General features: G+C 65.0%; 1 protein-coding gene. It reads right to left on the reverse strand.

Annotated features, from left to right (window positions below; all coding sequences use genetic code 11):
• Positions 1-12: 12 nt before the first annotated feature.
• A protein-coding gene (locus AX685_RS21300; RefSeq protein WP_090423511.1) for an IS3 family transposase occupies positions 13-1,253 on the reverse strand; the annotation gives its coding sequence in 2 pieces (ribosomal slippage) (positions 13-899 and positions 899-1,253; 1,242 coding nt in all).
• Between the last annotated feature and the right edge of the window lie 57 nt (positions 1,254-1,310).

Genomic DNA, 1,310 nt, shown 5'->3' on the forward strand with positions numbered 1-1,310 from the left:
TGTCGTTGCCCCCTAATTGCCTGACGAGGCCTCGCGGGTTTGGGTGATGTACTCGCGGGGTGATCGGTAGCCTAGCGCCTTGTGCGGATGGACCTCATTGTAGTGGGTTAGCCAGCGGGGCAGTTGCTCGATGACAGTGCGTGCATCGGGCGTCGGGTTTACACGGACGTAGTCGCGCTTGAGGGTGCGCACGAAAGCTTCGGCCATGCCGTTCGATTGCGGAGAGCTGACCGGCGTGGTGCGGGGTACGAGGCCGATGTCGCGCGCGAAGCGGCGAGTATCGTGAGCAACGTAAGGGCTGCCGTTATCGCTGAGCCATTCAATGGGCGAGGCCAAGCGGTTCACCGGGCCAAAGCGATGCTCGACAGTGGCGACCATCAGATCACGGATGTCCTCGGCGGTGATGCCGCCGGTGGTAGCAACGTGCCCCATGGCCTCGCGGTCACAGCAGTCGAGTGCAAAGGCGACGCGCACCTTTTCGCCATTGTCGCAAGCGATCTCCAAGGCGTCAGAGCACCAGCGGGTGTTGCGCCGATCGACGGCAACGCGACCATCATGGCGCCGCTCCTCCCGGCTGCCGTTGTGGCGCTGAAGCAGCAGCCCGTGCACCTTCATGACCCGGTAGACCCGCTTGGGATTGGGCGCTGTGCGCCCGATCCTGGCAGCCTGGCGGCGCAGAAGGGCGTGGACCCGGCGATAACCGTAGGTGGGCAGATCGGCGATCAGCGCCCGGATGTCGCTGACCAAGTCGGTATCCGGTAGAGGCGGTCGACCTCGCCGACGTGTAGGCGACCGGTTGTGCATGGCTGACAGGTGCTGGCGGCTGACGCCCAACGCCTCGGCCACCGCGCTCACCGGTCGTCCCCTGGCAACGAGATCGAGCGCAAGAGGAGTTTTTTTGGGCCTGCGGCCCGGGAGACGGCCTCCCGCAGTATCTCGGCTTCCATAGTCTTCTTGCCCAGCAGGCGCTGCAGCTCGGCGACCTGGTTCTGCAGCGACCGGTACTCGGAGGCGGGCACCACCTCCTCGCCGGCACCGGCGGCAGTCAGCGCACCCTGCGCAACCAGCCTGCGCCAGGTGAAGATCTGGCTGCCACTGATGCCATGCTGCCGGGCTACCAGCGACACGTTCATGCCCGGCAGATACGTCTCCTCGACGATCCGGACCTTTTCCTCCGGGGTCCAGCGCCTCCGGCGCTGAACCCCGGAGAGGACCTCGCCGCCATTGTAGCGCCTAGTCGTATGCTCAGTCATATGGCTCACTCTTATCTAAGAGCGAGACCCTGTCAGGTCATTTCGGGGGCCAACTCA

It is taken from the genome of Sphingomonas sp. CCH9-F2 (genome assembly GCF_001556735.1).
Classification (GTDB): domain Bacteria; phylum Pseudomonadota; class Alphaproteobacteria; order Sphingomonadales; family Sphingomonadaceae; genus Sphingomonas; species Sphingomonas ginsenosidimutans.